A 26449-nucleotide genomic window follows, 5' to 3' on the forward strand; every position below is an offset into this window, starting at 1 on the left:
ACCTCAATTCAAGCAACTGCAATTGGCGCGCTGCGCCACACGAGATCGAACGTCTTGACCAGGGCACGTGCGGCTGCATCCTGTGCAGCCGGCAGCGGTAGGCGCGGCGGGCGCGGATGGCCGGCTGCAAAGCCCATATGACCGAGCAGCGCCTTGCTGCCGGCGACATAGGCCTGGCCGCCGACGAATTCGATCACCGGCAGGTATTTGAGATAGAGCTCGCGCGCTTCCTTGATCGCGCCGTGGTCGGCGACGAGGCTGAAGATGCGGGCCATTTCCGCCGGGACCACGTTGGAGGCCACGGCCACCCAGCCCTGCGCTCCTTCGACGAAGGATTCGAAGCCGAGGATGCCGCCGAACACGGTCATCCTGTCGCCGCAGAGGCGGATGATGTCGCGCACCCGCGTCACCTCCAACGTTGACTCCTTGATATAGAGACAGTTGTCGATCTCGGCGATGCGCTCCACGAGCTGCGGCTTGAGGTCGACGTTGGCGGTTGCCGGATTGTTGTAGACCATGATCGGCAGCGCGATCGCGTCGGCAACCGTCTTGTAATGATGGACGAGTTCGTCGTCGGTCGGCGTCGAATAGAACGGCGGGATGATCATCACGCCGTCGGCGCCCAGTTTTTCGGCACGGCGGCTGAGGCGCACCACCTCACGCGTATCCTCTGCGCCGGTGCCGATCAGCACCGGCACGCGGCCCGCGGCCTGGCGAATGACGACCTCCGCAACCAGCGCCTTCTCGTCATCGTCCATGGACAGGAACTCACCGGTCGAGCCAAGCGGGATCAATCCATGAATACCCTGCGCGATCTGCCAGTCGACGAAGGCGCGCAAGGCCGCGACATCGACCGCCCCCGCTGCCGTGAACGGGGTGATCATTACGGTGTAGGTGCCGCGGAACGTCTTCATCGGGGAACTGCCGGGTACTCGGGTGGATTCAAGCGATAAGTGCTGCCTGCGGAATATCCGCACGCCTTATGCAATCGTTTGCATAAATGGCTCTGCATTGGGCAACACCATCCATTTTTTGAGCTTGATCCGCGTAGAATAAGCTCATAGCGTTTCTGCAATCGTTTGCAGTCTATCGGCAGGTTGGATGAGCGTCACGCTCAAAGATGTGGCACAGGCGGCCCGGGTTTCAGTCAGCACTGCTTCCCGAGCGCTGACGGGAACCGGCCTGACCAGCGAGCGCACGCAGCAGCGCCTGGTGCGCATCGCGCGCGAGCTCGGCTATCGACCGAACCCGATCGCGCGCGGCCTCAAGACCGGGCAGTCGCGGCTCGTGGCACTCCTCGTCCACAATCTCACCAACGCCTCGTTCCAGGTGATGGCCGAAGTGGTGCAGGCGCGCCTGAAGGCGCTGGGTTATCAGATGCTTCTGTGCATCGGTGGCGACGATCCGCAGCAAGAGAGCGACACCCTCACCACGCTGGTCGATCACCGCATCGACGGACTGATCGTGGTGCCGACAGGCAAGAACGGCGCGCAGCTCAAGGCACTCTCCAAGGACGTCCCCATCGTCTGCCTAGTGCGGCGCGATGACGCGACCGATCTCGAGACCGTGCTCGCCGACGATCCGCAAGGCGCTTATCTGGGCACACGCCATCTGATCGAGCTCGGGCACAAACACATCGGGCTGATCGTCGGCCGCCAGGACACGACGTCCGGCCGCGAACGGTTGTCCGGCTATGTCCGCGCCCTGCGCGAGGCCGGAATCGCCAGGGACGACACATTGATTCATGCCGGCCATTTCGTGCCCGAGACCGGCGCGACCTGCGCCCGCAAGCTGCTCGACCTTCCCCGCCCGCCCAGCGCGATCTTCGTCGCCAACCATGAGGCCACGCTCGGCGTGCTTCGCGTGACGGCGGAGCGGAACATCGCGATCCCCCAGGATCTCTCGCTGCTCTGCTATGAAGACATGCCCTGGTTCGAATGGCATCGCCCGGCCATCAGCATCGTCGACAACGGCGCGCGAGATCTTGCCAATCTTGCCGTCGACCGGCTGCTGCATCGCATGGATGCCAAAGGCAATGGCAATGACGGCGTGCGCGAATATCGCGTCGGCGCCCGTTTGGTGCAGCGCGACTCCTGCCGCCGGATCGAATCCACAGGCACCGCCAAGGCCGGCAAATCCAGGCCGTCGGCTTCCAAATCCAAATCGTCTGCGACCAAGCCCGCGAAGGTCTGATCGATGCCCTATGTCGAAGTGCTCGCCCCGCAAGTCCCAAGGCAGCGCAAGGCGGCGCTGGCGAAGTCCGTGACCGACGGCCTGATGACGGCATTCGGCGTGACCGCCGATACGGTCACTCTCTATTTTCTCCCGATCTCACCCGACGACTACGCCCATGCGGGCGAATTCGAACCGCAGGGCGCCGGCCAGCGCATCCTGCTCAAGGTGCACGCCTTCCGGCGAACCGAGGCCGAGCGCCGGGCTGCCGCCATCGCGCTGACTCGCGGGGTGTGCAGCGCCTATGGCGTGCCTGGCGACGACGTCGCCGTCTATTTCCTCGATCGCGACCGCAGCGAGGTCGCTCACGATTCCAAGCTCGCCAGCGACTGACGGGAGCCACACGCCATGGATCGCTTCTACTCCCAGGACCAGAAAGCCCTGCGCGAGACCGCCCGACGCTTCGCCGAAGCGGAGATCCTACCCCGCGCGGCCGCGATCGACCGCGAGGACCGCTTCGACCGCACGCTCTACAAGGGCATGGCTGACCTCGGCCTGTTCGGCATTTGCCTGCGCGAAGGCGCTGGCGGTGCTGGGCTTGATGCAGTGGCAGCCTGCATTGCGATGGAGGAACTGGCGCGCTGCTCCGGCGCGGTCGCCAACGCCTTCGCCATTCCGGTCGAGGCCGTACTGTTCTTCGACCATCACGGCACCGAGGCGCACAAGGCGCTGATCCCAAAAATCCTGAGCGGCGACATCATTCCCGCCACCGCCGTCTCCGAGCCCGATCACGGCTCCGACGTCGCGAGTATCCGCACCAATGCGGTGCGCGAAGGCAATGGCTGGCGGCTCACCGGCACCAAGGCCTGGGTGACGCTCGGCGGCGTCGCCGATCGCATCATGGTGTTCGCGCGAACCGGCAGCGAGGCGGGCCACCGCTCCATCTCGTGCCTTCTCGTCGACGGCGGCCTGCCCGGCATCGCGCGCGGCAAGAACGAAGAGTTGCTCGGCATGCACGGCCTCGACGACTGCCAGATCACCTTCTCCGACGTGCGCCTGCCTTCGGACAGTGTGATGGGGCCGGAGAACCAGGCCTTCAAGATGGCCATGAGCAATTTCAACTTCAGCCGGCTGATGATGGCCTCGATGGCACTCGGCATGGCGCAGGCGGCGTTCGAGGATGCCACCAAGTACGCCCGCGACCGCAAGCAGTTCGGCCAGTCCATCATCGGCTTCCAGGCGGTGCAGTTCATGCTCGCGGATATGTCGACCGACATCGCCGCTGCGCGCCTCCTTATCCACCACGCCGCGCGCCTGCACGATGCCGGCGAGCCGATCGCCAAGGAGGCGGCGCAGGCAAAGCTGTTCACCACCGACATGGCGATGAAGCATGTCTCCAACGCGCTGCAGATCCACGGCGGCAACGGTTATTCGCGCGAATACCGCATCGAGCGGATCTTCCGCGACGTGCGCCTCGCCCAGATCTACGAGGGCACCAACCAGATCCAGCGGCTGATCATCGCCCGCCAGGTCGAGAAGGAGGCCGCGTGAGGGCATGCTGAGCATCATCACGGCGAACGAGGCCGCCGGCCTGATCCGCAACGCCGACACGCTGATCGTCGGCGGCAATGGCGGCACGGGCGCGGCCGAAGCTATTCTCGACGCGCTGGAGCAGCGCTTTCTCGGCGGCCAGGGCCCACACGATCTGACGCTGATCAACATCACCGGCGTCGGCGCCGTCTCCGAGAAAGGCCTCTGCCATCTCGCCCATGAAGGCCTGATCGCGCGCGTGATCGGCGGCAATTTCGGCCTGCAGGTGCCCTTCATGCGCCTCGTCCGCGACGAGCTGATCGACGCCTACAATTTCCCGCAAGGCGTGATGAGCCAGCTCTGCCGCGCCATGGCGGCAAAGCATCCGGGCGTGCTCACCCATGTCGGCCTCAACACCTACATGGACCCGCGCCAGGACGGCGGGCGCATGAACAAGCGCACCACCGCGCCGCTGGTCGATTTGCTCGAGCTGCACGGCCAGTCCTGGCTGCTCTACCGTGTCCCCGCCCCGCCCGATGTCGCCATCATTCGCGGCACGTCGGCCGATGAGGACGGCTACATCAGCATGGAGCACGAGGGCACGACGCGCGAGGATCTTTCGATCGCGCAGGCCGTGCACAATGCGGGCGGCACCGTGATCTGCCAGGTCAAGCGCATCGTGAAGCGCGGCTCGCTCCATCCGCAGATGGTGAAGATCCCCGGCTTCCTGATTGACCACGTCGTGCTCGAGCCCGAGCAGATGCAAACCTACGGCACCGTCTACGATCCGGCGCGCTGCGGCGAGACGCGCGTGCCGGTGGCGATGATCACGCCCGATCCGCTGACCGAGCGTCGCGTGATCGCTCGCCGCGCCGCCTTCGAATTGCGCCCGCGCGACGTCGTCAATCTCGGCGTCGGCATCTCCGCGATGATCCCCAATGTCGCGGCCGAGGAAGGCATCTCCGACCTGATCACGCTGACGGTGGAATCCGGCGTCGTCGGCGGCGTGCCGGGTCATGCGCGCGAATTCGGCACCGCCATCAATCCGCGCGTCATTCTCGACCAGGCCTACCAGTTCGACTTCTACGACGGCGGCGGCCTCTCCTGCGCCTTCCTCTCCTTCGCGGAGGTGGACGAAGCTGGCAACGTCAACGTCACCCGTTTCGGCGAACGCCGCGACGGCTCCGGCGGCTTCATCGACATCACTCAGAACGCCAAGCGGCTGATCTTCAGCGGCACCATGACTGGCGGCAAGTTCGACATCGGCGTCGAGAACGGCCGCCTCGCGATCCGGCGCGACGGAGCCTTCCGCAAATTCGTTCCGCAAGTGGGCCAGATCAGCTTCAGCGCGTCGCTCGCGGCGCAGCGCGGCCAGCATGTCAGCTACGTCACCGAGCGCGCCGTGTTCGAGCTGGAGAACGGATACGTGACGTTGACCGAGATCGCGCCGGGCGTTCGCCTTGAGGAGGACATCCTCGCCCATATGGGCTTCAAGCCACGTATCAGCCCGCAGCTGAAAGACATGGATCCGCGCATCTTCCGGTCCGGGCCGATGGGGATTGCGCAGAGCTTCAAGGCGCTGCCGGCGCGGCCACGGAAGGTCGCCTGAGGGATCAGCATGAACGCCAACGGCCCGATCAATCTCCGTTACGAGGACATCGCGCTCGGTGCGGAGTTCGAGACCGCCGTGCACACCGTGACGGAGGCCGATATCGCGGCCTTCGCCGACGTCACGCGCGACCACCACCCGCTTCATGTCGATGGCGCCTATGCGCGCTCCCGCGGTTTTCCCGCGGTGATCGGCCACGGCCTGTACGGTCTGTCACTGATGGAAGGGCTGAAGTCTGAGCTGAAGCTATACGAGGAGACCTCTGTCGCCTCGCTCGGCTGGGTCGAGGTGAAGTTCAAGGCTCCCATCGTCGCCGGCGATACCTTGCGTGTGCGCTTCCGCTTCGTCGAGAAGCGCCCGACCAAAAATCCCGAGCGCGGCATCGTCATCGAGACGCTCGACCTCATCAACCAGCGCGACGAGGTGGTGACCGCTGCCCGCCACATCTCGCTGATCCTGACCCGGCAAGCCGATGGATCGGCGGCCATGTGACGAGACATTGAAGAAGACGTCGGACCGGAGAACGGCTCCTCTGCCACCCACGATTTGATCGGAGTATTCAAATGCGATTTCCCAAGACCTTCTCCGCCCTCGTCCTTCTGGTCGGCCTGACGCAGGCCGCCGGTGCCCAGACCTGCACGCCGAAAGTACCGGCGTCGAGCCTGATCGAGGCGCCGAAATGGCAGATGTCGATCAACCCGACGCTGCCGCCGCAGCAATTCGTCGACGACAAGGGCGAGTTGCAGGGCCTCAATGTCGAGCTCGCCCGCGAGATCGCCAAGCGCATCTGCGTCGAGGCAGTGTTCCTGCGCATGGATTTCCCGCCGATGATCCCGGCGCTGCGCTCGGGGCGTTTCGATGCCATCAACACCGGCCTGTTCTGGACCGAGGAGCGCTCCAAGATGCTCTACCTCGTGCCTTATGCGCAGCAGGCGATCAGCATCTACACCGATCCCTCCTCCAGCCTAAAGCTGGAGAGGTTTGAGGATCTCGCCGGCCGCGTGGTGGGCGTGGAATCGGCGACGTACACCGAGCGCAAAGCGCGCGAATTCAGCAGTGAGATGGTCGCCAAGGGCCTCAAACCAGTCGAGCTGCGCACATTTGCGACCGTCACCGCGACGTCGGCGGCGCTGCGCGCCGGCCAGCTCGAAGCGGCGCTCAACATCAACGAGACCGCCAACTCGCTCGAGCAGAAGGGCATCGCCAAGATCTGGGTCCGCGGCATTGCTGGCACCGACATCACCTTCGCCTTCCGCGACAAGCTGCTTGCCCAGGCGGCCGCCGATGCCCTGACGGCAATCCGCGCTGATGGCACCTATGACAAGCTGTTCGACAAGTTCGGCATGACCAAGCTGAAGACCAGCACGTTCGCGATCCGCGGCGATGGTCCGACAAATTGACGGCAGGCGCCGTTACGACACGCCACTTGGTGGCGTGTCGAATCAGATCAGGCTCGACCTGCCCCGGCTCAGCACTTCGCCTGCGCCCTTGGCTCCGACGATCCGTCCCTGGTCACAGACCACCCGGCCGCGGGCGATTGTGGTCACCGGCCATCCCGTGACGTCGAACCCTTCCCATGGCGTGTAGTCTGAGCCGTGATGCAGATCGGTCTGCCGGATGGGCTTCTTCAAATTGGGGTCCCAGAGAACGATATCGGCATCAAAGCCGACGCCGATCGAGCCCTTGCGCGGATAGAGGCCGTAGATGCGGGCGTGGTTGGTCGCGGTCAGTTCGACGAACTTCTGCAGCGTGATGCGTCCCTTCGAGACGCCCTCGGAGAACAGTATCGGCAGCCGCGTCTCGACGCCGGGGATGCCGTTCGGCACCCAGCGGAACGAGGTGCGGGCGTTCGGCGTCAGCTTGCCCTTGGGATCGTCGTAGCGGAACGGGCAGTGGTCGGACGAGAAGGTCTGGAACACACCGGTGGTGATGCCCTCCCAGATCGCCTGCTGGCTCTCGACGTCGCGCGGCGGCGGCGAGCAGACGTATTTCGCGCCGGTGATGTCCATGTTGAGGCCCTTCATATCGTCGGCCGTCAGCGTGATGTATTGCGGGCAGGTCTCCGCATGCACCGGCAACCCGCGCTGCTGGGCCCAGCGCACCTGCTCCATCGCCTCGCGCCCGGAGACATGGACGATCATGATGGGAACGCCGATCACCTCGGCATGGCTGATGGCGCGATGCGTCGCCTCGCGCTCGACGGCCTGGGGCCGCGAGGTGCCATGGTAATAGGGCGCGATGTGGCCCTCGCGCTCGAGCTTGGTGGTGAGGAAGCGGATCGCGTCATAGCCCTCGCAGTGGACCATCACCAGCGCCTCCTCGCGGCGCGCGACGTCAAAGACCTCGAGCAACTGCTTGTCGCTGAGCACCAGGTCGTCATAGGTCATGAACACCTTGAACGAGGTGTAGCCGTCCTTGACCAGCGCCGGCAGTTCCTGCCCGAGCACGACGGCGGTCGGATCGGAAATGATGAGGTGAAAGGCGGCGTCGATATAGCACTCGCCCTCGGCGAGCTTGCGGTAGTTCTCGACGCAGGTGCGCAGCGACGTGCCCTTCTCCTGAAGCGCGAAAGGCAGCACCATGGTGTTGCCGCCGGCCGCCGCCGCGCGCGTCGCCGAGGCAAAGTCGTCGGCCATGACCACGTCCGGACCGGAGGGTTGAGAAATGTGGACGTGGCTGTCGATGCCGCCGGGCAGCGCAAGGAGGCCCGTCGCGTCGATCTCGCGCGCCGCGCCCTCGAGATGATCGGCAATGCTGACGATACGGCCGTCGCGAATGCCGATATCGGCGCGAAACTCGTCGCTGGCCGTCACGATGGTGCCGCCGCGAATGGCGAGATCGAGCTGGGTCACAGGCATCTCCGTTACTTGATGTCCGCTGATGTCTGGAAGATCCGGCCCCACTCCGCAAGAGCCGCGATGTCGCCGCCGGCGAGCGCCAGCGTCCGCCACAGCGACACCGCCACCGAATCCAGCACAGCGATGTTCAATTCCTGTTCGAGTGAGGCCGCAAGCCCGGCTCCGGCGAGATTGGTGCAGAGAATCACGGCGGCGTCCGCCCCCTCCGCCGCCACGTCACGGATCATGCCTGCGATCGTCGCAGGCGCGACCTCCCCGAAAGAAAAATTGTCGCGCAAGCCGAGGTGCCGCTCTGCGTGCGGAGCGATGCCCTCCTCGGCCCAGACGTCGCTAATCCGCCGCTGGACGTCGTGCGTATAGGGCGAAACGAGGCCGACGCGCTTGGCTCCGAGCGCACGGGCAGCGTCGATGCAGGCGAGCGTGGACGTCGTCGCCGGGATGCCCGTGCGCGCCGTGATGGCTTCGCACAGGCTCCTGTCGCGGCCAATCCCGAGCCAACTCGCCGACGTGCCGTTCCAGGCGATGGCGTCGACCTTGGCATCTGCGAGCAGATCCGCCGCCGGCAGCATTACCGAGGCGTCGAACTGGCTCAGCGCGGCCGCGTCAAGCGCAATCTCAGTGACGCGGAAGCGCGAGAAATGCGCCGTGACGCCGGGGGCTCCGGCTAGCATGGTGCAGGTGACGGGCTCAAGTACCGAATTGGAGGACGGCGTGATCATGCCGAGACGCTTGCGCATGGCCTTAACCTTACGACGCCTGCGCAAGGCGCGTCGACTCCTCCCGGATCAAGGCCAGGATGTGGCGCTTTGCGTCGTTGAATTCGGGGCTGGTGATGTCGCGCGGGCGCGGCAGGTCGAAATTGACGGCCTCGCGGATCCGGCCCGGCCGCTTCGTCATCACCACGATCTTGTTGCCGAGGACCAGGGCCTCGTCGACGCTATGGGTAACGAACACGATGGTACAGCGCCTCTTCTGCCAGATCGCGACCAGCTCCTCCTGCATTTCGAGCTTGGTCTGGGCGTCCAGCGCCGCGAACGGCTCGTCCATCAGGATCACGCTGGGGTTCATCAGCAGCGCGCGGGCGATGCCGACGCGCTGGTTCATGCCGCCGGACATCTCGGAGGGATGGTGGTGCTCGAAGCCGCGCAGGCCCACGAGATCGATGAACTCCATGGCGCGGCCGTGGCGTTCGGCCTTGGGGATACCCTTGAGCTTGAGGTGGAAGGCGATGTTGTCGATCGCCGTCAGCCACGGCATCAGGGTCGGCTGCTGGAACACCACGCCGCGGTCTGAGCCGGGCCGCTCGACTTGCTTGCCATCCACCAGCGTGCGGCCGGAGGTCGCCTGCTCGAAGCCGGCGATGATGTTCAGGAGTGTCGACTTGCCGCAGCCGGAGGGGCCGAGCAGGCAGACGAAGTCGTTGGCCTCGATGTCGAGATTGATGTTGTCCAGCGTCAGCAGGTCGCGGCCGCGCCTCTTGTCGGAGAACACCTTGACGATGTTGCGAAGCTCGATTGCCGCCATCAGCCCGCCCTGCCCTGCACGGTGGTCGTCTGCTGCCAGCGCAGCGTGTGCGCCATGATCGCCTTGAGGCCGAGGTCGGAGAGATAGCCGAGCAGCCCGATCGAGATCATCGCCGCCAGCACGATGTCGTAGCGCAGGAAGTAATAGGAATCCCACAAGACATAGCCGAGGCCGCTCTTCACCGCGACCATCTCGGCCGTGACCGTCAGCATCCAGGCCGAGCCGACCGCGATGCGCAGGCCTGCGAAGATCGATGGCAGCGCCGCCGGCAGGACGATGTCGGTCAGCATCTGCCGTCCGTTCGCCCCCATCATCGCGCCGGCGCGCACGAGATTGTGGTCCACCGTCTTGACGCCATGGATGCTGTTCATCAGCACTGGAAAGAAGGCACCGAGGAAGACGAGGAAGATCGCCGGCTTGTCGGCAATGCCGAACCAGATGATCGCCAGCGGAATCCACGACACCGGCGGAATCGGCCGCAGCATCTGCAGCGTCGGCTCCAGCGTCTTCTCGAACAGGCGCGACCAGCCGATGGCGACGCCGGCGAGGATGCCGAGAAGGCTAGCCAGCGCAAAGCCGCCGAAGACGCGAAGAGCACTCGCAAGCGCATCGCTCAGCCAGTGGCCGGAATAGGTCTGCGTGGTCTCGTCGAAGCCGAATACCCAGTCGCCGAGCGCATGCAGCACCGCGCTCGGCGCCGGCAGCAGCGCGGGCGGAAGCATGCCGCTGCGGGCAAAGGCCTCCCAGCCTGCGATCAGCAGCGCGGGCACGATGAGGCGCTCGAGCCCCTGGAACGCCCGCGTCAGTCGGAACGCCGACTTCGCCGGCGAGACGTCAGTAACCGAGGTCATTCTTGGCCTTTCCCGTGGCCTGCTCCAGGAACGAATAGTCCATGTTCTTCTCCGCCTCCGCGGAGACGTCCTTGGAGATGTATTTGAGGTCGCGCATCATCGCGGCGATCGCCAGCGTCTGCGAGCGATGGATCGCGGGATCGGGCGAGGCATTCTTCAGCGCCTCGGTCGCCACATTCTTGTCGAGGCCGGTCAGCTTGTTGATGACGTCGATCCACGGCGCCTTGTCGGCGATCAGCTTGTTGTCGAGCTCGACCACGGCGCTGACGACGCCCTGGACGCCGGCGCGCTGACTCGCGATCACGTCTGAACGGGTGACGATAATGTTGGTCAGATTGCCGGCGGCCTGGTCGTACGGCAGCACGAAGTGCTTGCCGGTGCCGGCGAGCCGGATCTGCGAGGCGAACGGCTCGACCGAGCAGATCATGTCGACTTCGCCGCGCTGCAGCGCCGCGAGATGGTCGGACGGATTGGGGATATTGATGAACTGGATGTCCTTGTTGGGATCGACGCCCTGCTTCAGGAACGCGCCGCGCATGTGGATGTCCTGCGCGTTGCCGCGCGACGCCGCGACCTTCAGCGGCTGACCGTCGCTCTTCGACTTCAGAGCGGTCGTCTTGAAAGTGGCCCAGTCCTCGGGCGGCAGGTTCAGCTTCGTGGAGGAGAGACATTCCGAGCCGCCGTTGATCTGGCCGGATACGGCAACGACGTCAAAACCCTTGTCGAGCGCGGTGATGTAGTGGAGGTAGGTGACCTGCGCGACGTCGATGCTCTTCGAGACCAGCGCGGTGAGCACGTCATTGCCTGAGTTGAAGCCGGTGGCCTCGACCTCGACGCCCTTCGCCATGCCTGGAATCAGCGACATCGGCAGGCAGTGCGCGCATTTGGCGTAGCCGAGCTTGATCTTCGCTGTCTGCGCGGACGCGAGATCGCTTCCCCCAAGTATTGCCGCCATCGCCAAGAGGCCCAGTCGCAATCTCGTCCGCATCGCTCACTCCGTTTCGAAGGCGCGAGATTTCGCGCGTCTTGCGCGATCATCGGTCGACCTTTGCGGCAGCGCAACGGGGATTCTGCATGCTGCATACAATTTGCGCGCTATGCCATTGTTTTCAGCTACATGCGTCAGTATTTTGGGCAAGCCAAGCAGTCGGAAACGGCTAGGATGAACTGAAGCAACGAGGCGCGCGTGCAGCAGAAGTCGGAAACCCCGAAGGGACGAAAGTCGCCCAAACTCAAGCGGATGGCCCTGCATGAGCGCGCCGCCGCGCGGATGCGGACGATGATCATTCGCGGCGAGTTGCCGCCGGGATCGCAGACCCAGGAGACCAAACTGTCGAAGGAGCTGGGCGTGTCGCGCACGCCGCTGCGCGAGGCAATGAAGGTGCTCGCGGCTGAAGGCTTGATCGAGCTCCGCCCCAACCGCAGCCCGCGCATCGCCGACATCGCGGTTGACGGCATCTCGGAGTTGTTCGAGGCGCTCGCTGGCATCGAGCGGATTGCCGCCGAGCTGGCGGCGGAGCGCGCCACCGAGCGCGACCTCGCCCGCCTGCGCACGCTGCAGACCCGCATGGAGGGTCATCACCGCAACGGCAAGCTCGACGACTATTTCGCCATCAACGGCGAGATCCACAACACCATCGTCCGTATGGCCCGCAACACGCCGCTCCGCGAGGCGCACGAGACGTTGATCTCCCGTGCCGAACGCGCGCGCTATCTGGCGCTTGGCGCCGACAAGCGCTGGAGCAATTCGGTGGACGAGCACGCCGGCATCCTCGCCGCCCTTGAGGCGCGTGACAGTGAAGCGGCCGGCCGCCTGCTCGGCGCCCATGTCCGACAGACCGGCACCGCGCTGCTCGAGACTCTTGCTCCCAAGCCCAAGCTGACGGCGGCATGACCATGAAGCTGCTGCTGCTCAACCCCAACACCAGCACCGACGTCACGCACCTGATGATGGGTGTCGGGCAGCGCGCCGCCTCCCCCGGGACCGAGCTGATCCCCTGCACCGCGACCCGCGGCGTGCCCTATATCGCGACGCGCACCGAGGCCCAGATCGGCGGCGCCATCGCACTGGAGATGCTGGCCGAGCAGCATCGGAAGGTCGACGCCGCGATCATCGCGGCGTTCGGCGATCCCGGCCTGTTCGCCGCGCGCGAGACCTTCGACATTCCCGTGGTCGGCATGGCGGAGGCGGCGATGCTGACCGCCTGCATGGCCGGACGCCGTTTTGCCATCGTCACCTTCGCGCAAGCTTTGGGCCCCTGGTACGAGGAATGCGTCCGCGCCCATGGGCTGTGGGAGCGCTGCGCCGGCATCCGCATGCTCGACACGCCGTTCCAGGCGATCTCGGAGGTCGCCACCGAGAAGGAGGATTTGCTCGTCGAACTCGCGCAGCGCGCCATCGTCGAGGACGAGGCCGATGTCCTGATCTTTGCCGGCGCCCCGCTCTCGGGCCTCGCCGAGCGCGTCGCCGACCGGATTCCGGTCCCCGTGGTCGATCAGGTCATCGCCGCGGTAAAGCAAGCCGAGGTGCTTCATGCGCTGCGCCTGCGCAAGGGAACGGCGGGCACGTTCCGCCGCCCCGCCGCGAAGCCGACAATCGGTCTTGCCGAGACGCTCGCCGCCCGGCTCGAGCACCGCGACAGCTGATCAGAGAGGCGGCCGGCGATGCGAAAACCCAATTCGTTTTCGATGGCACGGCCGAAGGCAAACAGGCGGGATTCGCAGCCCGGCGGCGCGATGATCTGGATGCCGAAGGGCAGCTCGTGCGCCTCCCGGCGCGCCGGCAAGGTCAGGACCGGGAAACCGACCAGCGACACGATGAAGGTGACCGCGAGATAGTCGATCGGCTAGATCGAACGCGGCCTGTCCTGTTCGGGCACCGAAGTCGCCGGCGCGCTTGGCGCAAGCGCCGCAATCGCCACCGCGTTTGCAGCCTTCTTCGGCGAGATCGATCTATTGCTGGCGCCAACCGTCCCATGCGTGGCGTGGCCACTGACGCGGCTCGGACCAGACATGATTGGCGGAAAGCCGGCCAGCCCGCGAGCGCACGCGGTGTTCACGCCCTTCGTCAATCACGCTCGTCTGCCGGCGATTTCGATTCCGTGCGGGACGGATCGGTACGGGCTTCCATTCGGCCTTCAGATCATCGCCACGCGCGGACAAGACCGCACGCTGCTTGAAGCAGCGCAAGAGGTTGAGGCCGTGTTGCGAACGTAAATCCTGCCGTTGGATGTCTCTTCCGAAGGCCTGCTCACGTTGGCTGTCATGAGCTTTTTCCTTGATCTCCCGGTGCACACGCCGCCTCTTAAATCATTGAGAAACTTGAAGTCTCGCTCCAATCCATCATGGACGCCGCGGAAAAGCGCAATCAGTTCGAAGATGCCAGCCATCAAGGGAGAGCAATTCCGACTACAAGGGCCGCGCCATGCTCTCAGGGACAAACAGCGATGAGGCGGCGATGGCCATCACACTGCGCGTCAGCTCCTTGCTCGTCATCATGGCTCGGAACAGCGCGATCTGGTCGGCATTGAAGGCCATGCCGAGCGGTCGATATGGACGACAGCGCGGAGACGTCAGATATTGGGCCGATCAGAGAGGCCTGAACATTTCAAGGGAGGCGCGCCATGCTGAAGTCGATCGACCCTGTTCTGAATGCTGATGTGCTTTATGCGTTGCGGTCCATGGGTCATGGCGACGACCTCGTGCTCTGCGATACGAATTTCCCGGCCGATTCCGTCGCCCGCCAGACCGCCCTCGGAAAGCTACTCCGCATTGACAACGTCAGTGCGGGCCGCGCCGCGCGCGCGATCCTGTCGGTGCTACCGCTCGATTCCTTTGTCGACAAGCCGGCGTTGCGCATGGAGATCGTTGGGCAGCCGAACGAAATCCCGGACGTGCAAGCCGAGGTGCAGAAGGAGATCGACGCCGCCGAAGGCCGCTCGCTTCCGCTGGCGTCGATCGAGCGGTTTGCCTTCTACGAGCTTGCGAAAAAGTCCTACTGCGTGGTCCAGACCGGCGAACGGCGCTTCTATGGCTGCTTCATCTTCAAGAAGGGCGTGATCCCGCCTGATGCGACTTAAGTCGCGCCAAGGCATTGGCGGCGGCACGGGCTGCGCGACACATTCGGCGCAAATGTGACGGCGACGCGACATCCCTCGCCGGAGCCAGCTCACACATGATGGGCTACTGCAGCGCGAGATCGACAGCATCGTTTGCATCGCATTCGGTCGACCGCGTCCGCTTTGCGCGGATTCGTTGACATTGATCGGTGCCGTTGCATACTCGACGCGGCTTCCCGCACCGCCGCCGCGACATGAACTTCCGCGAGCGTCACTTCTCCACGGTGCTTAGGCAGCCCAATCTGACCTGACCAAGACTTTGACATAAGCAACGTCAAAAAACGGGAGGATTTCGTGGTGAAGCAGCAAGAGCATGATCAGCATCCCGCAATGCACCCCAACAGGCGCACGGTGCTCAAGAGCGCGGCCGGAGCCGCCGCACTTGGCACGAGCGGCGCGCTTGGCACCTTCTCCGAGCTTGCATTCGCGCAAGCCAATCTGCGCGCCGAGATCACGAAAATTCCAGGCGTCGGCAAGGGTGCTCCGACCGACGCCGACTGGCAAAAGGTCGGTGAGCTCTGCCTTGGCCCGACCAAGGCCAGCATCAAGGAGGGCGAGTTCAAAGGTGTCGAACTCTCCTTCATGGGACTGAACAATCAGAATCTGCATAATCTGTTGTTCCGCGGCTTCCTGAAGCCGTGGGAGGCCTATACGGGCGCAAGGATATCCTGGATTGATCTGGCGCAGGCCGACTACAACCCACGCCTGCAACAGGCGATCGCGACCGGCACGGTCGACTTCGACATCCTCGAGATGGGAGCGCCGTTCGAGGGCGACGTCTGTGGCAAGGGACTGGCGTCGGAGATGCCGGACTGGGTCAAGAAGCAGATAGATGTTGACGATTATGTCGATTACCTGAAGCCGCCGGTTGGAACTTGGAACGGCAAGACTTATCGGGTCACCATCGACGGCGACTGCCACAACTTCAACTACCGCACCGACGTCTTCTCCGACCCAACCATTGCCAAGGCCTGGAAGGACGCGGGAAATTCGACCGACTGGGGCGTGCCAAAAACCTGGCAGCAGGTGCAGGCAGTGACGAAATTCCTCAAGGGCAAGAAGATAAAGAACCAGAACGCGTTCGGCTATCTCGACGCGCCAAAGCCCTGGGGCGGGTTCGGCTTCTATTTCCTCGGCAGCCGCGCCTCGGCCTATGCCAAGCATCCCGACGACAAGGCCTGGCTGTTCGACATCGACACGATGAAGCCGCGCATCAACAATCCGGCTTGGGTCCGCGCCATCCAGGACGTGATTGACGCGCTGCCGTTCGAACCTGCCGACCAGCTCAATGCCGATCCGAACACGACCGGCTTCCAGCAGTTCCTCGCCGGCATCGGCTCGATGATCCCCTGGTGGGGCGACATCGGCCAGGTCGCGAAGGCGAGCGACACCTCCGTCATCGGCGACGTCGTCGCCTTCGACATCCTGCCGGGCTCGGACGATGTCTACAACTCCAAGACCGGAAAGTGGGACAAGCTCTCAAGCGGCCCGAACCATGCGCCGAACTGCGCCTATCTCGGCTGGGGCGTTTACGTCATGGCGCGGGTCAATGGCGACGAGAAGAAGCATAAGGCGGCGTGGAGCGCGGCCGCGCATCTCGGTGGCAAGGATCTGTCGCTTTGGATGGTGATGTATCCTTCGGGCTTCCAGGCTCACCGCACCAGCCACTTCCAGTACGACGAATGGGTGGCGGCGGGCTATGACCGCAAATACATCACCTCCTACCTGAACTCGCAGCTCGCCTCCTACAACCATCCAAACCGCGCCGTGGAGCCGCGCATCCCCGGCATCTTCCAGTACTACAGCATCGCGGAAGACGAGCTCACCAAGATCTTCGCCGGCAAGGTTGATGCGCAAACCGGCGCGAACAACATCGCCGCCGCCTGGGAGAAGCTGACCGACCAGATCGGCCGCGAGCGGCAGATCGGGCTCTACAAGGCCTCGCTCGGCGTATAGCGGCGCTTGCGCGAAGCCATCCACCTTCGGCTGGCGCCTCCGGCGCCAGCCGAGGACTTGCCCGGCGACAGAGCCGGTACAGAATGCGGCTCATCTCGATGCAGAATTCCGTACCCGTGAGCGACGACCTGCACCACCAGCCCGCGGCGAAGCGCGCACGCGGCAGCAGGAAGATCGCCGGCCGCGCGCTCGTCCTGCTGGCGTCTCTCGGCTTCCTGCTTGTCCTCCTCATTCAGATCTTGCATACGACCGGCGCGATGACTGCCGGATTTTCCGATTGGCGGCCGATCCTCATCGCCTATCTCGTCTGGGCCGTTGCGTTTGGCATCGGACAAGTTCTGACCCGCGGCGAACGTGGCCAGCGCGCGCTGTTCCTGCTGCCGGCGGTGTTCTTCACCGTCGCCGTCGTGATCTTCCCGACGATCTTCGGGATCTATATCGCCTCTCTCGACTGGAATCTGAGCTCGATCGAAGGGCCGCGCTTCAGCGGCTTCGACAACGTCAGGGGCATGCTGAACGACACCTATTACTGGAATGCGCTCGGCAACATGGTCTTTTACACCGCCGCAGTGCTTGGCGAATACGCGATCGCGTTCGGACTGGCGCTCTTGCTCAGCGCCGAGATCCGTGCGCGAAAATTCTTCCGCGTGGTCTTCCTGCTGCCGATGATGCTCAGCCCCGTCGCCGTGAGCTGGATGATCGGCAAGTCGCTGATGGAATATCGCTTCGGACCGGCAGCGACGCTGGCGCGCTATCTCGGCTGGGACAACCCGGCCTTCTTCGCCTCGCCGTGGATGGCGCGCTTCAGCATCCAGGCGATGGACGCGTGGGTGTCGATCCCTTTCATCATGATCATCCTTCTCGCAGGTCTGCAGGCGATGCCAAAGGAGGTGCAGGAGGCGGCCAAAGTCGACGGCGCGAATGGCTGGCAGTCGTTCTGGCACGTCACGTTTCCGATCATGCTGCCGGTGAGCATCACCGTCCTCATTATCCGCATCATCTTCAAGCTGAAGCTCGCCGACCTCGTGATCAACGTCACCGCTGGCGGGCCGGGAGGCGCAACCGACACGGTCTCGAGCTTCATCTACCGCGTCTACCGCGACCGCTCGAACGTCGGATACGGCACGGCGCTCGCTATGGTTTACCTGCTTATGATCATCGTGCTCCTGACCGTCCTGTTGCGCCTGTCCAAGCGCTGGACGCAGAAGGTCGTCTAGGGCTTCAAACGGAGTTTCTCGATTGACTAGATCGACCTTGGCATTGAAGCCCGTGCAGAGGCGTCCGGCGGCCCCCCGCGCAAAGCGGACGCTAAGCCGCGTACTGATCTACGCAGCACTCCTGTTCTGGACGATTATCTGCCTGTTCCCGATCTACTGGACCGTCACGACGTCGTTCAAATCGGCGGTCGATGTGACGCAAGCCCACTTGGTTCCCTGGGTCGATTTTCAGCCGGACTGGAAGGGATGGCGCTCGCTCGGCCTGTCGCCAGATACACTGTTCGGAACCTCGACGGCACGCTCCGAATTCGCGAATCGCTTCGTCAACAGCATCATCACCTCGGTCGGCGCATCCTTGCTGGCACTGATCCTCGGATCTCTGGCGGCCTACGGCCTGAGCCGCTTCCGCTACAAGTTCGCCTGGATGCGCAACGATGACATCCTGTTCTTCTTCATGTCCCAGCTGATCCTGCCGCCGGTCGTGCTCGCGCTGCCGTTCCTCGTCCTCTACAAGGCATTGGCCCTGCTCGACACGCGATTTGGCCTTGTCTTGCTCTACACGCTGACCGTGCTTCCGATCGTCATCTGGATCATGCGCGATCAGTTCAATGCAATTCCGATCGAGCTCGACGAAGCCGCCTTCGTGGACGGCCTGTCGACCTGGGGCGCCTTTCTGCGGATCATTCTGCCGCTCGCTGTCCCCGGAATGATGGCCGCATTCATTCTCTCGCTGGTGCTGTGCTGGAACGAATATTTCTTCGCGGCGCTGCTCACGAGCACCGATGCGAAGACGCTCCCCGTTATGGTGGCGAGCCAGACTGGCTCGCAAGGCATCAATTGGTGGTCGATGGCGGCGCTGTCGACGGCGGCGATCGCACCGCTCGTCCTGGTCGGCATTTTCCTTGAGCGCTACATCGTCAGCGGCTTGACTACAGGAGCCGGAAAGTAGCCGGAGGCCGAGCCGGGGACTAATCGCGTTGCGAACTCGGTCGGAGAGGCTGATCGAAGCGGGCGACCACAGGGAACCGCGTACCATCGATGCGTGTCCCGGTCGGGTGAGCGCCAGCCCCATCAACGAAACACCGAGATCGCGAAATCAGGCGGGCAGAAGCGAAGCAGGCGAACCAATGTGTGGAATAGCTTCGATCAGCTCGCGCGTGTAATCAGTCTGCGGATTGGTAAACAGAGCGAGGCTCTCGCCCTGCTCGACGACGCCGCCGGCGCGCAGCACGATGGTACGGCTGCACATCATGCGCACCACGTTGAGGTCGTGACTAACGAACAGGAAGGCGAGATTGTCCTCGCGCCGAAGCCGGTCCAGCAGCTGCAGCACCACGGCCTGCACCGAGACATCGAGCGCCGCAGTGGGCTCATCGAGCACCAGTAAACGCGGCCGGCACGCAATGGCGCGGGCAATGCCGATACGTGCCTTCTGGCCACCCGACAATTGATGCGGGAAGCGTGACAACAACTCTCGCGGCAGACCGACGCGGTCGGCGCACTCCTCGACCCGGGAACGCAACGCGTCGCCGGGGCGCAGGCCGGTGAGTCGCAGCAGCGGATGGGCAATGCAGTCGAACGCGGTGAAGCGCGGATTGAGGCTCTCATGCGGATCCTGAAAGACGATCTGGATCTCCTTGCGCAGCGACGAGCGATGAAAATCGCGCGCCGGCAACTTTGCGATCGAATAGCCGTCGAACAGGATATCGCCCTCGCTCGGATCGATCAGCCGGCAGATCATGCGCGCGGTGGTGCTCTTGCCGGAGCCGGACTCACCGACCAGGCCGACGCTCTCGCCCGCCGCCATGGTCATCGAGAAATCCGCCACTGCGGCGGCGCCGTCGTCAAAACGCTTGACGATGTGCTGGACGTCGAGCAGCGGCGGCGTGCCCGGCGCGGGCGTCGGCCGCTCCTTCACCTCGACAACCGACAGAGCTTCGTCAGCCGGCACGAGGTCGCCGACACGCGATGTCGCGGTCGGCGATGACGCCACCAGTCGCTTGGTATAGGCGTGCTGCGGCGCGCGAAACAATGTCTGTGGCGCGCCCTCTTCCACGAGCCGCCCCTGCTCCATCACCACCACGCGTCGGCAATAGTGTGCCGCGAGACCAAGGTCGTGGGTAATGAGGATTGTTGTCATGCCGCGCTCGGCGACGACGCGCGCCAAAAGGTCCATTACCACTTTCTGTGTCGTAACATCGAGGCCGGTGGTCGGCTCGTCGGCAATCAGAAGCGATGGATTGCAGGAAATCGCGATCGCGATCATCACGCGCTGGCACATGCCGCCGGAGAGCTCGTGCGGATAGGCGTCCAGCCGTCGCTCCGGATCGCGGATCTGCACCGCGTGCAACAGCTTCAGCGCCTCGGTCCGCGCCTCCTGTTTCGAGAGCCGCCGATGCGAAAGGATGGCATCGGAGATCTGGGCACCGACGGGACGGATCGGATTGAGCGCGGCGCGCGGATTCTGGAAGATCATCGCCATGTTGGCGCCGTGCAAGTTGCGGAGCTCCGCCCCCGACGCGCGCGTGATGTCCTGGCCCTTGAACTTGACACGACCGGCCGTGATGCGGCCCGCTTTGTCGAGCAGGCCCGTGACCGCGACTCCGGTCACGGATTTGCCGGACCCGCTCTCGCCGACGAGGCCGAGCATTTCACCCGGCTGCAGCGACAGCGAGACGCCCCGCAGCGCCTCGACGAGCCCGCGTCGGGTCGAGAACGTCACGCCGAGATTATCGATTTCGAGCAGTGGCGACATCATGTGCGCATGCGCGGATCGAGGATATCGCGCAACCCGTCGCCGAGAAGATTGAAGCAGAGCACGGCCAGCATCAGGGCCAGACCCGGAAACGACACCAGCCACCAGCGGCCGGTCGAGATGAAGCGCGCGCCCTCGGCGACCATGATGCCCCACTCCGGCGTCGGCGGCTTGACGCCCAGGCCGATGAAGGAGAGGCCCGCGGCATTGAGGATCGCCCAGCCGAGATTGAGCGACATCTGCACTGCCATCGCCGGCAGCACGTTGGGTAGCAAGAAGCGCAGCACGACGGAGACATGCCCGTCGCCGCAGGCACGCGCCGCCTCGACCCATCCGAGATTGCGGCGGATGTTCACCTCCGCGCGAGCGAAGCGGATGTAGAACGGCAGATTGATGATCGCGGTCGCGATGACGATATTCTCGACCCGGTTGCCGAGCGCGGCGACCATGGCCATGGCGAGCACGAACAGCGGAAAGGCCATCAGCACGTCGACGAACCGGCCGGTCGCACGATCGAGCTTGCCGCCGACATAGCCGCAGAGCGAGCCGATCACCGCGCCGATCACGAAGGAGACACTGACGGCGGTCACGGCAATGGCAAGATCGAGCCGGGTGGCGACGATCAATCGGCTGAAGACATCGCGGCCGAGTTGGTCGGTGCCGGCCCAATGTAATGCGCTCGGCGGCTGCAGTGCGCGGGGCACGTCCGAAGCGACGGGATCATAGGGCACCAGCATGGAGCCGAAGATCGCGATCAGCGCCAGCAATATCGCCCCCGCGGCGGCGGTCGCGGTGACGAGATTGCCGCGCAGCACCCACACGGCGTGACGCAGCCCCGACGATGTTCCTGTCAGGCTCATGCGACCGTCGCCCTGGGATCGGCGATGCCGTAGAGCACATCGACCAGGAGATTGACCACGACGAAGATGCTGGCCATCAGCAGCACGAAGCCCTGCACCGGCGCATAGTCGGAGACCAACAGCGCATCGAGCGCGTAGGCCGCAACGCCCGGCCAGGAGAACACTTTCTCGACCAGCACATTGGCACCGAGCATGGTCGAGAACACGATGCCGGCGATGGTGATCACGGGCAGGATTGCATTCCGCAGCGCATAGGTCACCACGATCTGCCAGCGCGACAGGCCGATCGAACGCGCGGTGCGCACGAAATCGCTGCCGAGCGACACCAGCATCGAAGCGCGGGTGATGCGGGCGAGCGGCGCGACCACGAACAGCGCCATCGTGAAGGCCGGCAGCATCAACTGACGTGCCGCGGCCCACCAGCCCTCGAAGTCACCCGCGAGCAGGAAATCCACCATCAGGAAGCCGGTGCGCGCCGGCGGCACCGAGGCGAAGACGTCGAGCCGTCCCGTCGGATCGGGGGCAAGGCCCAGCAGATAGTAGAACACATAGATCAGCAGCAGTCCGGAGACGAAGGTCGGCACGCAGACACCGAGCGAGCAGAACAGCCGTACGCCGTGATCGATCAGCGAGTTCGGCCGCAGCGCGGCCAGCACGCCGAGCGGCACCGCCGCGATCAGCGCGATCACGAGCGCGGTCAGCGTGAGCTCGAGCGAGGCCGGCAGCCGCTGCCGCAGGTCCTTGGCGACCGGCTGCCCCGTCATCATGGACCGACCGAGATTGCCGCGGCCGACATCGTAGAGATAGATGCCAAGCTGCTCCGGCAACGACCGGTCCAGCCCGAGCTGCTTGCGGACGATCTCGATCTCCTCCTTGCCGGCACTGGGACCGGAGGCAAAGAACACGGCGGGATCGCCTGGCAACACCCGCATCAGGAGGAAGGTGAAGACCAGCACGCCGAACAGCGCCGGCAGCGACGAGAGAAACCGCCGCCCGGCCCGGATCAAAGTTGCACCGATCGTGCCCATGGTCTCCGCCGCGCTCCCAGCTCCGCTGCTATTTTCGGCTCAGGTTACGGTAATCCACCTGGCGGGTGAATTGGTAGACGTAGCCGTCGAGATTGGCGGCCATCACCGCGTCCTGCGCCGGCTGCCAGAGCGGGACCTGGAACATTTGCTCGAAATGGATGGCGTTGAGCTCCTTGCCTTCCGCCTCGTACTTCGCCTTGTCCGGCTCGAAGCGCGCCGCCTGCGCAATCTTCTCCAACTCGGCATTGTCCGTGGAGGAATAGTTCCAGCGCTGATTGCCGGTGTAGAAGTTGCGGTAGAAATAATCGGTCGACGGCAGCCAGGCGACGATGCCTTCGGTGAAGAAGGGCAGCTTCTTCTCATTGATCGCGGTCGACATCTGCGCATCCGGCAGCTTCTGGATATCGACCTTGATACCGATCTTCTCCAGCGATTCCTTAACCAGGGCGGCCATCGGCTCGGCAGTCGAGGCCTGGCCGACGTTGAAGCTGAAGGTCGTGGCAAAACCTTCGGGCACGCCAGCCTCCTTCAGATAAGCCCGCGCCTTCTCCAGATCGAGCTTGACCGGTTGCGGAATCGGATAGCCGCCGCTCGGTGGCTTGCCGTCGGCCCAGCTGGCACCGAACAGCGGCGCACCACGGCCGAACAGCGCCGCCTTGAACATGTCATCGTAGGGTAGCGCCGCGGCGACTGCCCGGCGGACGTTGACGTTGTCGAACGGTGGGATCTTGTTGTTCATCGAGATGAAGGTCACCGCATTGTATTGCGGCGTCGAAATCACCTTCAGCTTGCCTTTGGCTTCCAGCGCCTGCACGTCGCTGGCCTGCAGGTCGATCACGAGGTCGGCGTCGCCGCGCTCGACCAGATTGGCGCGCGTCGCCGGCTCCGGTACCGACTGGATGATCAGCCGCTTGAAGGACGCCGGCTTGTCCGACGAGCCGCGATTCCAGGCCTCGTTGCGCTTTGCGATCGCCTGCTCGCCCGGCTTGAAGGTTTCGACGATATAGGCGCCGCTGCCCGCCTCGTTCTCCTTCAGCCAGCTCAGCGCCCAGGGATCCTCAGGCGTCGCGTGCGACTTGGCGAGCTTGGAATTGATGATGATGGGATACACGGTCGCAAGGTTCGGCAGCGCCAGCTTGTCGGGCCGCGGCAACGTCACTTCAAAGGTCAGGGGATCGATCACCTTGAACTGGTCGGCGCTGGTCATCGAGCCCGTCAGCAATTGCGCCTTGCCGAGCACCGGCGCGGTGACGCAGCGGTCGAGCGACCATTTCACGTCTTCTGCAGTGACCGGCGAGCCGTCATGGAACTTGGCCTCGGGACGGAGCTTGAAGGTGAGCTTCAAGCCATCGGGGCTGACGCTGAAGGACTCCGCGAGCTCGCCATTCATGGTATCGAGATCGAACACCCATTTGCCGTTGAGCTGCTTGCGGCCGAACGACACCAGCCGGTCATAGCTGCTCATACTGAGCGCGAAGGCTTCGCGGGTCGAGCCGGGAATGTTGGGATCGAGCGTGTTGACCGTTGCCGCCGTCACGTAGCGCAAGGTCTCAGCGCGGCTCTGCGCATGGGCCGCGGGCGCAATCAATGTCACCGAAAGAAGAACGGCGGACGCCGAAATCAGATGCCTGGAAATCACGGGGTACATCGCTTCTGTCCTTTGTTAGGCCGCGCACGCCCGAGATGGCAGCAAATCATGTGCCAGAAACGGGCAGTTTGGCATGCTTCTTCGTCGCAGTGGAATGCATCGGCAGGATGCTCGTTTGCTTGCCGTCGTCACGCGTCCCCCGCCGCAGTCGCCGGCGTGCGCCGGATCACGGCCTGAGGTACATCATAGGCTTGGAATGCCGCCCAGTACTTGTCGATATCGGCGCGGAACAGGCCGCGCGTGAGGCCGTGGATCAGCTTCGGCACCGCCGTCGTCATCGCATTGATCGAGGAGCCGGACGGACCAAAGCTCATGGTCGAGGCGATGGCGAACAGGTGAATGTCGGAGATCCACGGCGTTCGCCCAGCCGCGCGCTCGCGGAAGGCATAATCGTCCGACAGATAAGGAAAGGCGCCAAGGCGCGGGCTCTGTTCCTGCGGCGGCGGCGTATAGCAGTCGGCCCAGCGCGCGATGTTATCGGCGCACCGCTTCAGTTCGGGGCGACCGGCGAAATCCATCATGACGCCGGTGGCGCAGATAACGAAATCGACCGCGATCTCGCCACGTGGCGTGCGCAGCAGCACGTCGTCAACGGTGTCCCACGCTCCCTCGACAGGTGCGCCCTCGTGCAGATGGAATGTCGCATGTTGGGCGCAGCGATCATAGGTGGCTTGCGGAAATCCCTCGCGCAGCTCGAGGATCGCACGCATGAAGCGCCAGCGCCAGGAATCGTCGAGCTCGGAGAAATGCCTGAGGAAGCCGCGGAAGGTCAGCCATCGATAGGGCTGCACCAGCTGGATCGCAGCGCGCCGGCATAGCAAATGCACGGCGCCCGCACCTGCCTCGAGTGCCATCGCCGCGTTATCGAAGGCCGAGGCGCCTGCGCCAATCACCGCGACTCGCCTGCCGCGTAGCGCGGTAAAATCTGTCGGCGCCGCGCAGGTGACGCATCGCGACGACGGCAGATGCTGCAACGGTTCGGGAATGCCCCAACCGCCCATGCCTTCCTGTCCTGTCGCGAGCACGATCTTGCGGGCGTAAAGCATCTCCTCGCCACGAGCAGTCCTCACTATTGCCTGCAGCAGGCCGTTTACCCCGGGTGCGATATCGGTCACCTCGCAGCCATTGCGCACCGGCAAATCAAGCACCTTGCGGTACCACAACAAATAGGCCGCCCAATATTCGCGCGGGATCAGACCAAGATCGCGCCAGCTCTCCATTCCGAACTTGGCCTCATGCCAGGCCTGATAGGTCAGGCTTGGCAGGTCGAGATCAGGTCCGGTGTAATCCTTTGGACTGCGCAGGGTCGGCATCCGCGCATAGGTCAGCCAGGGGCCTCCGAAGTCCTTATCCGCCTTGTCGAGCACGAGGATGTTGGTGACCTTTGAGCGCTGCAGGCCGAAAGCCGTCGCAAGACCCGATTGACCGGCCCCAACAATGAGCACATCCAGAGCGTGGCCGCCATCGGGAGCAGTCATCGGCGTCAGCCAGGGCATGCTCGGATGCGCCGTCTTGGCAAGATCGGCGCGGACCTGAACCGCGAGTGCTGCAAGACCATCCCTCATGCCGCGAGCCACCCGCCATCGACTGGAAGCACCGTACCGGTGACGAAGGAGGAATCGTCACCGGCGAGATAGAGCGCGGCCGCGGCCACTTCGTCGGCGCTGCCGAATCGCTTCATGGCGTGACGTTGCCGCGAGGCTTCGCGCACCGGCTCGGGATCGGCATGGCGTGCAAAACTGCGGCGCAGCAGCGGCGTGTCGATCGCGCCGGGCGCCAACGCGTTGACGCGGATGCCATCGGTGGCGAAATCGACCGCCATGGTGCGGGTCAGGCTGACGATGGCCCCCTTGGCAGCAATATAGGCGCTGTTGCCCTTGCCGCCGGCGATCGCCAGCTGCGACGCCAGCGTGACGATGGCGCCCTTGCCTTGCCGCTGCATGACCGGCACGGCCGCTCGCGCCCACAACCAGGTGCCGCCGACATTGGCGCGGAATACCGCGTCCCAATCCGTTGGTGAGGTCGTGATCACGGTGCCACCGCAGGAGAAGCCGGCAGAGGTCATCAACACGTCGAGCCTGCCGCGGCTTGTTGCGACACTTTCGACGGTGGCGCTTGCAAAATCGGCGTCACCGACATCACCGACATGGACGCTGCCGCTGCCATCCTGTTGGCGAAGCATGGCCAGCGTTTCGGCGGCACCGTCAGCATCGCGATCGACCAGCGCAACGAAGGCGCCTTCGCGGGCGAACAGAACGGCGCTGGCCCGGCCGATCCCGGAGCCGCCGCCTGTAATGATGGCCACCCTGCCCGCCAGCTTCAT

25 protein-coding genes and 1 pseudogene are annotated in these 26449 nt (G+C 64.3%); 13 read left to right on the forward strand and 13 right to left on the reverse strand.

The window, feature by feature from the left end; all coding sequences use genetic code 11:
* Positions 1-8: 8 nt before the first annotated feature.
* Complete coding sequence (gene dapA, locus ACR9YP_RS30210) at positions 9-914, reverse strand: 4-hydroxy-tetrahydrodipicolinate synthase (RefSeq protein WP_438109427.1); 906 nt, start codon at positions 912-914, stop codon at positions 9-11.
* A gap of 187 nt (positions 915-1101) precedes the next feature.
* On the opposite strand from dapA, the gene ACR9YP_RS30215 reads away from it, so the two are divergent.
* The 6 genes from ACR9YP_RS30215 (at position 1102) to ACR9YP_RS30240 (ending at position 6711) form a co-directional block, all read left to right on the forward strand.
* Positions 1102-2193 carry a LacI family DNA-binding transcriptional regulator gene (locus tag ACR9YP_RS30215; RefSeq protein ID WP_438109428.1) on the forward strand — a complete coding sequence of 364 codons (1092 nt, stop codon included), beginning with the start codon at positions 1102-1104 and terminating at the stop codon, positions 2191-2193.
* A gap of 3 nt (positions 2194-2196) precedes the next feature.
* Complete coding sequence (locus tag ACR9YP_RS30220; RefSeq protein ID WP_474217751.1) at positions 2197-2565, forward strand: tautomerase family protein; 369 nt, start codon at positions 2197-2199, stop codon at positions 2563-2565.
* A 15-nt stretch (positions 2566-2580) separates the two neighbouring features.
* Positions 2581-3723 carry an acyl-CoA dehydrogenase family protein gene (locus ACR9YP_RS30225; RefSeq protein ID WP_438109430.1) on the forward strand — a complete coding sequence of 381 codons (1143 nt, stop codon included), beginning with the start codon at positions 2581-2583 and terminating at the stop codon, positions 3721-3723.
* Between the two features lie 4 nt (positions 3724-3727).
* Positions 3728-5311 carry an acyl CoA:acetate/3-ketoacid CoA transferase gene (locus ACR9YP_RS30230; protein WP_438109431.1) on the forward strand — a complete coding sequence of 528 codons (1584 nt, stop codon included), beginning with the start codon at positions 3728-3730 and terminating at the stop codon, positions 5309-5311.
* Between the two features lie 9 nt (positions 5312-5320).
* Entirely contained in the window at positions 5321-5803 is a 483-nt protein-coding gene (locus ACR9YP_RS30235) for a MaoC family dehydratase (RefSeq protein WP_438109432.1), read from the forward strand.
* Between the two features lie 71 nt (positions 5804-5874).
* Positions 5875-6711 carry a transporter substrate-binding domain-containing protein gene (locus tag ACR9YP_RS30240; protein ID WP_474217752.1) on the forward strand — a complete coding sequence of 279 codons (837 nt, stop codon included), beginning with the start codon at positions 5875-5877 and terminating at the stop codon, positions 6709-6711.
* Positions 6712-6753: 42 nt separating this feature from the next.
* Here ACR9YP_RS30240 and hydA read toward each other — a convergent pair whose 3' ends face one another.
* Genes hydA through ACR9YP_RS30265 form a run of 5 tightly spaced genes read right to left on the reverse strand, consistent with a single transcriptional unit; the run spans position 6754 to position 11532 of the window.
* Positions 6754-8163 carry a dihydropyrimidinase gene (hydA, locus tag ACR9YP_RS30245; protein ID WP_438109433.1) on the reverse strand — a complete coding sequence of 470 codons (1410 nt, stop codon included), beginning with the start codon at positions 8161-8163 and terminating at the stop codon, positions 6754-6756.
* A gap of 11 nt (positions 8164-8174) precedes the next feature.
* The gene (locus tag ACR9YP_RS30250) at positions 8175-8906 is read right to left on the reverse strand and encodes a maleate cis-trans isomerase family protein (RefSeq protein WP_438109434.1); all 732 of its coding nucleotides are present in this window, start codon (positions 8904-8906) and stop codon (positions 8175-8177) included.
* A 10-nt stretch (positions 8907-8916) separates the two neighbouring features.
* Complete coding sequence (locus ACR9YP_RS30255) at positions 8917-9693, reverse strand: ABC transporter ATP-binding protein (protein WP_474217753.1); 777 nt, start codon at positions 9691-9693, stop codon at positions 8917-8919.
* Positions 9693-10544, reverse strand: a complete 852-nt coding sequence (locus tag ACR9YP_RS30260; RefSeq protein ID WP_370986561.1) for an ABC transporter permease — start codon at positions 10542-10544, stop codon at positions 9693-9695. The genes ACR9YP_RS30255 and ACR9YP_RS30260 overlap by 1 nt, the downstream gene beginning before the upstream one ends.
* Complete coding sequence (locus ACR9YP_RS30265) at positions 10528-11532, reverse strand: ABC transporter substrate-binding protein (protein ID WP_474217754.1); 1005 nt, start codon at positions 11530-11532, stop codon at positions 10528-10530. The genes ACR9YP_RS30260 and ACR9YP_RS30265 overlap by 17 nt, the downstream gene beginning before the upstream one ends.
* Before the next feature lie 198 nt (positions 11533-11730).
* Here ACR9YP_RS30265 and ACR9YP_RS30270 point away from each other — a divergent pair, with 198 nt between their 5' ends.
* The 3 genes and pseudogenes from ACR9YP_RS30270 to ACR9YP_RS30280 form a co-directional block, all read left to right on the forward strand.
* Positions 11731-12438 (forward strand): GntR family transcriptional regulator, encoded by a 708-nt coding sequence (locus ACR9YP_RS30270; protein ID WP_438109438.1) that lies wholly within the window; start codon positions 11731-11733, stop codon positions 12436-12438.
* A 2-nt stretch (positions 12439-12440) separates the two neighbouring features.
* The gene (locus tag ACR9YP_RS30275; RefSeq protein WP_438110817.1) at positions 12441-13190 is read left to right on the forward strand and encodes an aspartate/glutamate racemase family protein; all 750 of its coding nucleotides are present in this window, start codon (positions 12441-12443) and stop codon (positions 13188-13190) included.
* A 204-nt stretch (positions 13191-13394) separates the two neighbouring features.
* Positions 13395-13760 (forward strand): annotated as a pseudogene (locus tag ACR9YP_RS30280) (amidase family protein); the annotation flags it as partial.
* 192 nt (positions 13761-13952) lie between these two features.
* Here the strand turns inward: ACR9YP_RS30280 and ACR9YP_RS30285 are convergent.
* Positions 13953-14081, reverse strand: a complete 129-nt coding sequence (locus ACR9YP_RS30285) for a hypothetical protein (RefSeq protein ID WP_370986557.1) — start codon at positions 14079-14081, stop codon at positions 13953-13955.
* An 86-nt stretch (positions 14082-14167) separates the two neighbouring features.
* Between ACR9YP_RS30285 and ACR9YP_RS30290 the strand changes: the two genes are divergently transcribed.
* The 4 genes from ACR9YP_RS30290 (at position 14168) to ACR9YP_RS30305 (ending at position 18784) form a co-directional block, all read left to right on the forward strand.
* Positions 14168-14623, forward strand: coding sequence for an RbsD/FucU family protein (locus ACR9YP_RS30290; protein WP_128938430.1), 456 nt, complete (start codon positions 14168-14170; stop codon positions 14621-14623).
* A 369-nt stretch (positions 14624-14992) separates the two neighbouring features.
* Positions 14993-16618 (forward strand): type 2 periplasmic-binding domain-containing protein, encoded by a 1626-nt coding sequence (locus ACR9YP_RS30295; protein ID WP_438110819.1) that lies wholly within the window; start codon positions 14993-14995, stop codon positions 16616-16618.
* Between the two features lie 83 nt (positions 16619-16701).
* Positions 16702-17835, forward strand: coding sequence for a carbohydrate ABC transporter permease (locus tag ACR9YP_RS30300; RefSeq protein ID WP_438109439.1), 1134 nt, complete (start codon positions 16702-16704; stop codon positions 17833-17835).
* A 43-nt stretch (positions 17836-17878) separates the two neighbouring features.
* Complete coding sequence (locus ACR9YP_RS30305; RefSeq protein ID WP_438110821.1) at positions 17879-18784, forward strand: carbohydrate ABC transporter permease; 906 nt, start codon at positions 17879-17881, stop codon at positions 18782-18784.
* A gap of 147 nt (positions 18785-18931) precedes the next feature.
* Here ACR9YP_RS30305 and nikE read toward each other — a convergent pair whose 3' ends face one another.
* The 6 genes from nikE to ACR9YP_RS30335 form a co-directional block, all read right to left on the reverse strand.
* Complete coding sequence (nikE, locus tag ACR9YP_RS30310) at positions 18932-20593, reverse strand: nickel ABC transporter ATP-binding protein NikE (RefSeq protein ID WP_474217755.1); 1662 nt, start codon at positions 20591-20593, stop codon at positions 18932-18934.
* Complete coding sequence (locus ACR9YP_RS30315) at positions 20590-21450, reverse strand: ABC transporter permease (RefSeq protein ID WP_438109441.1); 861 nt, start codon at positions 21448-21450, stop codon at positions 20590-20592. Before ACR9YP_RS30315 ends, nikE begins: the two co-directional genes overlap by 4 nt.
* Positions 21447-22478 (reverse strand): ABC transporter permease, encoded by a 1032-nt coding sequence (locus tag ACR9YP_RS30320; RefSeq protein WP_438109442.1) that lies wholly within the window; start codon positions 22476-22478, stop codon positions 21447-21449. Before ACR9YP_RS30320 ends, ACR9YP_RS30315 begins: the two co-directional genes overlap by 4 nt.
* 28 nt (positions 22479-22506) lie before the next feature.
* Positions 22507-24126: an ABC transporter substrate-binding protein gene (locus ACR9YP_RS30325; protein WP_438109443.1), complete on the reverse strand. Its 1620-nt coding sequence runs from the start codon at positions 24124-24126 to the stop codon at positions 22507-22509.
* 128 nt (positions 24127-24254) lie between these two features.
* A complete protein-coding gene (locus ACR9YP_RS30330) occupies positions 24255-25691 on the reverse strand; it encodes an NAD(P)-binding domain-containing protein (RefSeq protein ID WP_474217756.1) in 1437 nt (478 codons plus the stop codon).
* Complete coding sequence (locus ACR9YP_RS30335; protein ID WP_438110823.1) at positions 25688-26449, reverse strand: SDR family oxidoreductase; 762 nt, start codon at positions 26447-26449, stop codon at positions 25688-25690. Before ACR9YP_RS30335 ends, ACR9YP_RS30330 begins: the two co-directional genes overlap by 4 nt.

The organism is Bradyrhizobium sp. BR14999, assembly GCF_056106085.1.

What these genes read in the sequence shown, in the direction of transcription:
- dapA (WP_438109427.1), bottom strand. Translation starts at nt 914, where the DNA reads ATGAAGACGTTCCGCGGCACCTACACCGTAATGATCACCCCGTTCACG.
- ACR9YP_RS30215 (WP_438109428.1), top strand. Translation starts at nt 1,102, where the DNA reads ATGAGCGTCACGCTCAAAGATGTGGCACAGGCGGCCCGGGTTTCAGTC.
- ACR9YP_RS30220 (WP_474217751.1), top strand. Translation starts at nt 2,197, where the DNA reads ATGCCCTATGTCGAAGTGCTCGCCCCGCAAGTCCCAAGGCAGCGCAAG.
- ACR9YP_RS30225 (WP_438109430.1), top strand. Translation starts at nt 2,581, where the DNA reads ATGGATCGCTTCTACTCCCAGGACCAGAAAGCCCTGCGCGAGACCGCC.
- ACR9YP_RS30230 (WP_438109431.1), top strand. Translation starts at nt 3,728, where the DNA reads ATGCTGAGCATCATCACGGCGAACGAGGCCGCCGGCCTGATCCGCAAC.
- ACR9YP_RS30235 (WP_438109432.1), top strand. Translation starts at nt 5,321, where the DNA reads ATGAACGCCAACGGCCCGATCAATCTCCGTTACGAGGACATCGCGCTC.
- ACR9YP_RS30240 (WP_474217752.1), top strand. Translation starts at nt 5,875, where the DNA reads ATGCGATTTCCCAAGACCTTCTCCGCCCTCGTCCTTCTGGTCGGCCTG.
- ACR9YP_RS30250 (WP_438109434.1), bottom strand. Translation starts at nt 8,906, where the DNA reads ATGCGCAAGCGTCTCGGCATGATCACGCCGTCCTCCAATTCGGTACTT.
- ACR9YP_RS30255 (WP_474217753.1), bottom strand. Translation starts at nt 9,693, where the DNA reads ATGGCGGCAATCGAGCTTCGCAACATCGTCAAGGTGTTCTCCGACAAG.
- ACR9YP_RS30260 (WP_370986561.1), bottom strand. Translation starts at nt 10,544, where the DNA reads ATGACCTCGGTTACTGACGTCTCGCCGGCGAAGTCGGCGTTCCGACTG.
- ACR9YP_RS30265 (WP_474217754.1), bottom strand. Translation starts at nt 11,532, where the DNA reads ATGCGGACGAGATTGCGACTGGGCCTCTTGGCGATGGCGGCAATACTT.
- ACR9YP_RS30275 (WP_438110817.1), top strand. Translation starts at nt 12,441, where the DNA reads ATGAAGCTGCTGCTGCTCAACCCCAACACCAGCACCGACGTCACGCAC.
- ACR9YP_RS30285 (WP_370986557.1), bottom strand. Translation starts at nt 14,081, where the DNA reads ATGGCCTTCAATGCCGACCAGATCGCGCTGTTCCGAGCCATGATGACG.
- ACR9YP_RS30290 (WP_128938430.1), top strand. Translation starts at nt 14,168, where the DNA reads ATGCTGAAGTCGATCGACCCTGTTCTGAATGCTGATGTGCTTTATGCG.
- ACR9YP_RS30295 (WP_438110819.1), top strand. Translation starts at nt 14,993, where the DNA reads ATGCACCCCAACAGGCGCACGGTGCTCAAGAGCGCGGCCGGAGCCGCC.
- ACR9YP_RS30300 (WP_438109439.1), top strand. Translation starts at nt 16,702, where the DNA reads ATGCGGCTCATCTCGATGCAGAATTCCGTACCCGTGAGCGACGACCTG.
- nikE (WP_474217755.1), bottom strand. Translation starts at nt 20,593, where the DNA reads ATGATGTCGCCACTGCTCGAAATCGATAATCTCGGCGTGACGTTCTCG.
- ACR9YP_RS30315 (WP_438109441.1), bottom strand. Translation starts at nt 21,450, where the DNA reads ATGAGCCTGACAGGAACATCGTCGGGGCTGCGTCACGCCGTGTGGGTG.
- ACR9YP_RS30320 (WP_438109442.1), bottom strand. Translation starts at nt 22,478, where the DNA reads ATGGGCACGATCGGTGCAACTTTGATCCGGGCCGGGCGGCGGTTTCTC.
- ACR9YP_RS30325 (WP_438109443.1), bottom strand. Translation starts at nt 24,126, where the DNA reads ATGTACCCCGTGATTTCCAGGCATCTGATTTCGGCGTCCGCCGTTCTT.
- ACR9YP_RS30330 (WP_474217756.1), bottom strand. Translation starts at nt 25,691, where the DNA reads ATGAGGGATGGTCTTGCAGCACTCGCGGTTCAGGTCCGCGCCGATCTT.
- ACR9YP_RS30335 (WP_438110823.1), bottom strand. Translation starts at nt 26,449, where the DNA reads ATGAAGCTGGCGGGCAGGGTGGCCATCATTACAGGCGGCGGCTCCGGG.